Source organism: Paraburkholderia sp. SIMBA_054 (genome assembly GCF_046534875.1).
In the GTDB taxonomy this organism is placed as follows: domain Bacteria; phylum Pseudomonadota; class Gammaproteobacteria; order Burkholderiales; family Burkholderiaceae; genus Paraburkholderia; species Paraburkholderia hospita.
In genome coordinates this window covers 1-266 of record NZ_JAWRXV010000919.1, presented here as the reverse complement: position 1 = coordinate 266, position 266 = coordinate 1, and the positions used below count along the sequence as shown (strand labels likewise).

General features: G+C 65.0%; 1 pseudogene. It reads right to left on the bottom strand.

From position 1 onward, the window contains the following. Positions 1–266 (bottom strand): annotated as a pseudogene (locus SB822_RS57815) (DUF308 domain-containing protein); the annotation flags it as partial.

The following is a 266-nucleotide window of genomic DNA, read 5'->3' as shown; positions in this document are numbered from 1 at the left end:
ATCAGCGCCGCCGCCAACGAGAACGCAATGCCCTTCGCATAGCGCAGCGTGCGCTGGCCGCCCATGCCGGTCCACGCGACCGCGAGCGTGGCGAGCCCTTCGAGCAGCAACAAAACCGCAAACGGCGTGATCGGAAAATAGAGCGCGCCGTCGAGCGCGTCGATGAACACGATGATGCCGAGCAGCAGGCTAGCCGCGCCCATCATCCTGAGCGAGCGCCAACGCGTGCGCAGGTAATCGACGCCGAGCAGAATCATGACCAGACG